At 60.4% G+C, this 6,510-nt stretch carries 5 protein-coding genes; 2 read left to right on the top strand and 3 right to left on the bottom strand.

Features of this window, described 5'->3' with window-relative positions:
• Positions 1 to 563 precede the first annotated feature (563 nt).
• From QZY67_RS11365 to QZY67_RS11355, 3 genes are all read right to left on the bottom strand, one after another.
• Positions 564 to 764 carry a hypothetical protein gene (locus tag QZY67_RS11365; protein WP_295370408.1) on the bottom strand — a complete coding sequence of 67 codons (201 nt, stop codon included), beginning with the start codon at positions 762 to 764 and terminating at the stop codon, positions 564 to 566.
• A gap of 265 nt (positions 765 to 1,029) precedes the next feature.
• Entirely contained in the window at positions 1,030 to 2,922 is a 1,893-nt protein-coding gene (locus tag QZY67_RS11360; RefSeq protein WP_295370405.1) for a cation-translocating P-type ATPase, read from the bottom strand.
• Positions 2,923 to 3,026: 104 nt separating this feature from the next.
• Complete coding sequence (locus QZY67_RS11355; RefSeq protein WP_295370403.1) at positions 3,027 to 3,302, bottom strand: metal-sensing transcriptional repressor; 276 nt, start codon at positions 3,300 to 3,302, stop codon at positions 3,027 to 3,029.
• Positions 3,303 to 3,496: 194 nt separating this feature from the next.
• On the opposite strand from QZY67_RS11355, the gene QZY67_RS11350 reads away from it, so the two are divergent.
• Positions 3,497 to 4,114, top strand: coding sequence for a TetR/AcrR family transcriptional regulator (locus QZY67_RS11350; protein ID WP_295370400.1), 618 nt, complete (start codon positions 3,497 to 3,499; stop codon positions 4,112 to 4,114).
• A 61-nt stretch (positions 4,115 to 4,175) separates the two neighbouring features.
• On the top strand, positions 4,176 to 5,954 hold the full coding sequence (locus QZY67_RS11345; RefSeq protein ID WP_295370398.1) for an ABC transporter ATP-binding protein: 1,779 nt from the start codon (positions 4,176 to 4,178) through the stop codon (positions 5,952 to 5,954).
• The last annotated feature ends 556 nt before the right edge of the window (positions 5,955 to 6,510 follow it).

The raw sequence follows: 6,510 nt of genomic DNA, 5'->3' as shown, positions 1-6,510 counted from the left end.
CGAAAAACCTCCCAGAAGGGGAAGCCTCGCAGAGTTCCGTCATCCGCAGATGACGGAATCAAATGAAAATCCGTCATTTTCGGGGACATGTGCCTCGAACATGACACTTCGCATGAAATTTTTGCCGACAATTTCATCAGAAATCGAGGTGAAAATTTCATGAAGCTCCTTCGAAAAAGTGGCGGAAGCCACTTTTTCGAAAGCCTGCGGCGCTTCCGCTCACGCGGAAACGCCGCCCAGCGTGTCCAAAAAACCTCGGTTGAACAGAATTGCCTGCGCCGGGACAGGGGAGCGCGAAGGGACGCAGCCGCCCGCCTCGCATGGAATTGAATGCCCCGCAAGGCTTGCGGAGAGGGGAGCGCGGACTTTTGCGCCGTTGTGCGGCGCGAAAGTAACTGCGCATGGCGTGTTTTTCCTGGCGTCGGCAAAGACCCGTTCAATGGTCTCTTTCCGCCGCTTGCAGAGTTCCTGGTATTGGGGCGTATAGCGGGCGTCGTCGGCCAGCTCCCCATAGTGCTTCCAGATATGCCTCCGCACGGTCTTTACGCAGTCCTTGGAGCGGGTCACAGATGGCGGGTGAGACAGCTGGAACAGAGCTTGGGGGCGCTTTTATATTCCCGGTATCCGTCCCGGTTGGCGGTGCGGTAAATCAGGGCCTGGAATTCCAGGCAGAGCACACAGTCATGATACTCGTCATGTACATACTTCCACCACTCGTGGCCGCCCTTCCTGGTCTGGGGCCGTTTGTAAGCGCTGGACAGCACACGTCCATCCTCAAATACCTTTTTACAGATATGCAGGGGCTTGCAGGCAGAGTCGGCAGCAATGGTCTCCGCTTCACGGTGTGCAGCTTCTCCTTCTTCCGCCGGACCAGCTTCTTCTTCGAGGTATTGTCCCTGCGCTTCTTCGCCGCTGCTGAAGGCCCGTCATCGTCTTCAAAGGCCTTCTTCCCATGGGCCTCCCGGTCCGCGTTTACCTCCTCCGTCAATTCCTTGGCGTAGCGCCTGGATGCCGCGGGTATTTGCACCTTCACCTGCTTTTTCGGGTTGGCGCTTTCTTCCATTTTAGTAGGAAGGCGGAACAGGTAATAACCAGCACGGAACCGGCGTTGTGTACCAGGGCCCCCACCACCGGGTTTAAGGTGCCGTTAATCGCCAGGACGATGGCGATAAAGTTCAGCGCCATGGAGAAAGTCATGTTGCATTTGATGGTGGTCATCATCCTTCTGGACAGGGCGATGAGGTGGGGCAGCTCCTTCACCTCATCGTCCACCAGGGCGATGTCCGCCGCGTCCACGGCGATGTCGCTGCCCACGCCCCCCATGGCGATGCCCACCCCGGCCCGTTTCAGGGCGGGGGCGTCGTTGATGCCGTCGCCGATCATACACACCGGCCGGCCGGAGGACTGATATTTGTCAATGGCCTTCAACTTGTCCTCCGGCAGGCAGTTGGCCTGTACCGAATCAATCTTCAGCCGCCCGGCGATGGCCCGGGCGGCATTTTCATGGTCGCCGGTGAGCAGAACCGGCTCCACCCCCAGTCCGCCCAGGGATTTGATCATCTCCGCGCTCTCCTCCCGCAGGGTGTCGGAGAGGACGAGATAGCCGGCGAACACCCCGTCCACCGCCAGATACGTCACGGTGCAGCCCTTCCGGATGGCCTCCTCTGCCGGGGGAGGGGGCGTCATGGAGACGCCGTGCTCATGCAGCAGCTCCGGGTTTCCGGCCAGGATCTCTTTGCCCTCCACCCGGGCACTCACGCCCCGGCCGGGGAGCATGGAAAAGCCGTCGGCCAGGGCGAGTTCGGTTCCAAACTCCTTTTTGCAGCAGTGTACAATGGCCTTGCCCAAGGGGTGCTCCGAGAACTGCTCGGCGGAGGCGGCCAGCCGGTAGAGCTGTTCTTTGCTGTAAGCCTCGGTCACACTGACAGCTTCCACCACCTCCGGCGTACCGTAGGTCAGGGTGCCGGTCTTGTCAAAGGCGATGACCTTCACCTGGGCCAGCCGTTCCAGGGCGTCCCCCTCCCGCACGAGGAAACCATGCTTTGTGGCGTTTCCGATGGCCGCCATGATGGCGGTGGGGGTGGCCAGCACCAGGGCACAGGGACAGAACACCACCAGGATGGTCACCGCCCGGATGATCTCCTCAGTGATGAGCCAGGTGATGGCCGCCGCGCTCAGGGCAATGATTACAATCCAGGTGGCCCAGCGGTCGGCGATGCCCACGATCTTGGCCTTGCCCGCGTCGGCGGACTGCACCAGCCGGATCATCCGCTGGATAGAACTGTCCTCCCCCACCTTGGAGGCCCGCATCTCAAAGGCCCCAAACTGGTTTACCGTCCCGCTGGAGACCTCGTCCCCCACGGTCTTGTCCACCGGCATGGACTCTCCGGTCATCACGGCCTGATTGATGGAGGTCTGCCCGGAGATGATGACGCCGTCCACCGGCACTCCCTCCCCAGGCAGGACCCGGAGCAGGTCGCCCACCCGCACCTGTTCGGCGGGGATGGTGATCTCCTGTCCGCCCCGCAGCACCCGGGCGGTCTGGGGCGTCAGATGCACCAGTTTCTCGATGCCTGCCCGGGCCCGGGCCACCGTCAGCTCCTCCAGCAGGCCGCCCAGCTGCATGATAAAGGCCACCTCGCCGGCGGCGAAGTCCTCCCCGATGGCTACCGAGGCAATAAGAGCCAGAGACACCAGCACGTCCGCCTTGATGTCAAAGGCGGTCACCAAGCCGATGACAGCCTCCAGAATGATGGGGACACCGCACAGAACAATGGCCACCCACGCCATGTCAAAGGGAAACGGCTGTACGCCCAGCAGACTCAGCAGCACGGCAATCCCGGAGATGACCAGCAGTGTAATATCCTTTTTGATGCCGCCCAGCTCCAGCAGATGCTCCAGTTTTTCCATGCGTGATTTCATAATGCTCCTCTCCTTTATACCATACAGGGTATAGGTATATTATACCTATAGGGGTATATCGTGTCAAGAAAAAGGGCAGCCCGCCGGGCTGCCCTTCCGTCCCATCAACTCATGTTGGAGAACCGCTCCACCGCCTTGGTAAAGCTCTCGATGGTCTTGTCCGCATCCCCGTGCTGGATGCCGTCCCGGACGCAGTGCTGGATGTGGCCCTCCAGGACCACCTTACCGCATCCGTGGAGGGCGGACTTGGCCGCGTTAATCTGGGCCAGAATGTCCTCACAGGGGATGTCTTCGTCGATCATCCGGTCAATGGCCTGCACCTGTCCAATGATTTTCTTCAGCCTGCGGTGCAGGTTGTCTGCGTCCATACACTGTCGCATTGTCATTTCCTCCATACCATTAGGGGTATGTGTAGATTATATGCAGAGGATTCTGCTTTGTCAATCGGTGCAGGCAGGTGCGTTCTTCTGGAAAAGCCGGCATCAGAAAAAATTTGAAGGAGTCATCTTGACATTTCGTTATGTCAGCTCTATTATAACAGCGTTATATAACACTGTTACAAGGAGTTCTTTCCATGGAAGAAAAGTCTACTGCCACCCTGGAGAGTATCCAAGAGGCCGCTCTGACAGAGTTTCTGGACAAGGGCTTTCTGGGGGCCTCCCTGCGGCAGATCGTAAAGAATGCCGGGGTGACCACCGGGGCTTTCTACGGCTACTTCTCCAGCAAGGAGGCCCTGTTCGCCTCCATCGTAGAGCCCCACGCTGCCGCCCTCATGGGTAAGTTCATGGAGGCCCAGACTGCCTTCGCCGAATTGCCCGAGGAACAGCAGCCGAATCACATGGGGGTGGAGTCCTCCGGCTGCGTCCACTGGATGGTGGACTACATCTGCGCCCACCGGGAGCCGGTGAAGCTGCTCCTCACCCGCTCGGAGGGTACCAGCTACGAGCACTTCGTCCACAACATGGTGGAGGTGGAAGTAGAGTACACCCTCCAGTACATGGAGGTGCTCCGCCACCTGGGGAAGGGCATTCCTGTGCTGGACAAATCCCTGTGCCACATCATCGCCAGCGGGATGTTCAACGGCATCTTTGAGATCGTGGTTCATGATATGCCCCGGGAGCAGGCTCTGCGGGACGTGGATCAGCTGCGGGACTTCTACACCGCCGGATGGCTGAAATTGATGGGGGCTTAGCCCCTGTCTTTTTTGGATATAAGTTAGCTTTAACTAACTATTTTGATAAGGAGGGATCACTTTGAACCAAAAGAAACCGAGCAGCCTCGCCCGCATCCTGGGCTATGCGGGCGGGCACAGGAACCTGACGATCCTGGGCTGTATCCTGTCGGCATTGTCGGCGGTGCTGGGCCTGGTGCCGTACCTGTGCGTCTGGCTGGCGGCGAGGAGCGTGCTGGCCGCTTGGCCCAGCCCGGACGGAGCCGGGGAACTGGGCCGCTGGGGCTGGATGGCAGTGTGGTTTGCCATTGGCAGCATCCTGCTGTACTTTGCCGCCCTCATGTCCACTCACATTGCGGCCTTCCGTACCGCCCGGAACATCCGGCGCGCCGCCATGACTCATATGCTGAAGCTCCCTCTGGGCTTTTTTACCGGGAACCAGTCGGGGCGGCTGCGCAAGCTCGTCGACGACAACGCCGGGCTGACCGAGGATCTGCTGGCCCACAAGCTCCCCGACCTGACCGCCACGGCGGTGACGCCCATCGCCGCCATCGTCATGCTGTTCCTCTTTGACTGGCGGATGGGCCTTTTGTGCCTTCTGACCATGGTGCTGGCCCTGCTCTCCATGTGCCTGATGATGGGCGGCAAGAACGCCGGCTTCTTCCACCGCTATCAGCAGGAGATCGAGCGCATGAGCGGCGAGGCGGTGGAGTATGTCCGGGGCATCCCGGTGGTGAAGATGTTCCAGCAGACGGTCTGCTCCTTCAAGGCCTTCTACGCCGCCATCAAAGATTACAGCGACCTGGCCAGCCAGTATGCCATGAGCTGCCGGACGGGCCAGACCTGTTTCCTCACCTTTATCAACGGAGCCTTTGCCCTGCTGATCCCGGCGGCGCTGCTGATCGCCTCCGGCGGAGACGTACGGACGGCACTGGTGAACCTGATCTTCTATACCCTGTTCGCCCCCGCCTGCGGCCAGATGATCAACCGCATCATGTATATGAGTGAGGCGGTGATGGAGGCCGACGAGGCCATCGTCCGCCTGGACGAGATCCTGAGCCAGCAGCCCATGCGGGAGCCGAAGGTTCAAAAGAAACCGGTCAACGACGCCGTGGTCTTTGACCATGTGACCTTCATCTACCCCGGCGCGGATCGGCCCGCGCTGGAGGATGTGAGCTTCGCTGTCCGGCCCGGTCAGGTGGTGGCCCTGGTGGGGCCCTCCGGCGGTGGCAAGACCACCGCCGCCAGCCTGATCCCCCGTTTTTGGGATGTGGACAGCGGCAGCGTCACCGTGGGCGGCGTGGACGTGCGGGAGCTGGACAGCGCCGCACTCATGGAACAGGTGGCTTTTGTGTTCCAGGATACCCGGCTGTTCAAGGAGAGCCTGCTGGAAAACATCCGGGCGGCCCGGCCGGACGCCTCCCGGGAGGAGGTTCTCTCCGCCGCTCACGCCGCCCAGTGCGACGACATTCTGGAAAAGCTGCCCCAGGGGCCGGACACGGTGGTGGGCGCCAAGGGCGTCTATCTCTCCGGCGGGGAGCAGCAGCGCATCGCTCTGGCCCGGGCCATTTTGAAGGATTCCCCCATCGTGGTGCTGGACGAGGCCACCGCCAGCCTGGACGTGGAGAACGAGAGCGCCGTCCAGGCCGCCCTCTCCCGCCTGCTCCGGGGCAAGACGGTGCTGGTCATTGCCCACCGGATGCGCACCGTGGCCGGAGCGGACCATATCGTGGTGCTGGAGGACGGCCATGTGGCCCAGCAGGGCCCCCCGGCGGAACTGATGGAGCAGGGCGGCCTCTACCGCCGCATGGTGGAACTCCAGAGCGAGAGCGCCCAGTGGCGGCTGTCGTGTAGAGATTGAAGCAAAATGACAAACCGGCGGGCGGCCCCCAGTCATGAGAGCCGCCCGCCGGTCGGTCTGTTCTTAACGATTTGCCCCATACGTAGCTTAAGCCTTTGGATGTCGCTCTGTTTTGGGTTCCGGCGTCCAGCGTCCGCCTCCATCCTTCGGCATTTAAATGCTCAGGCGAAGTGAATTCTCCCTGCGCCAAGGTTTTCGCCAGAGGCGAAAACGCTTGTACAGCGCAAACGCGCCGCCGGCCAGACAACCGGTTTGAACGCCGCAGCCCGGGGCTTCGATTTGGCTTCGATCAGAATTTGCCTATGTACTGTTTGCGCACAAATTTCACATGAAAGCAGCCATCCTCTCAGGGATGGCTGCAGGCTGTCGAAAAAGTGGCTTCCGCCACTTTTTCGAAGGAGCTTCATGAAATTTTTGCCTCGATTTCTGATGAAATTGTCGGCAAAAATTTCATGAAAAGTGTCATTTTCGAGGCGCATGTCCCCGAAAATGACGGATTTTCATTTGATTCCGTCATCTGCGGATGACGGAACTCTGCGAGGCTTCCCCTTCTGGG

The organism is uncultured Pseudoflavonifractor sp. (assembly GCA_904419835.1).
Classification (GTDB): domain Bacteria; phylum Bacillota; class Clostridia; order Oscillospirales; family Oscillospiraceae; genus Pseudoflavonifractor.
This window is presented reverse-complemented; position numbering and strand designations above follow the sequence as displayed.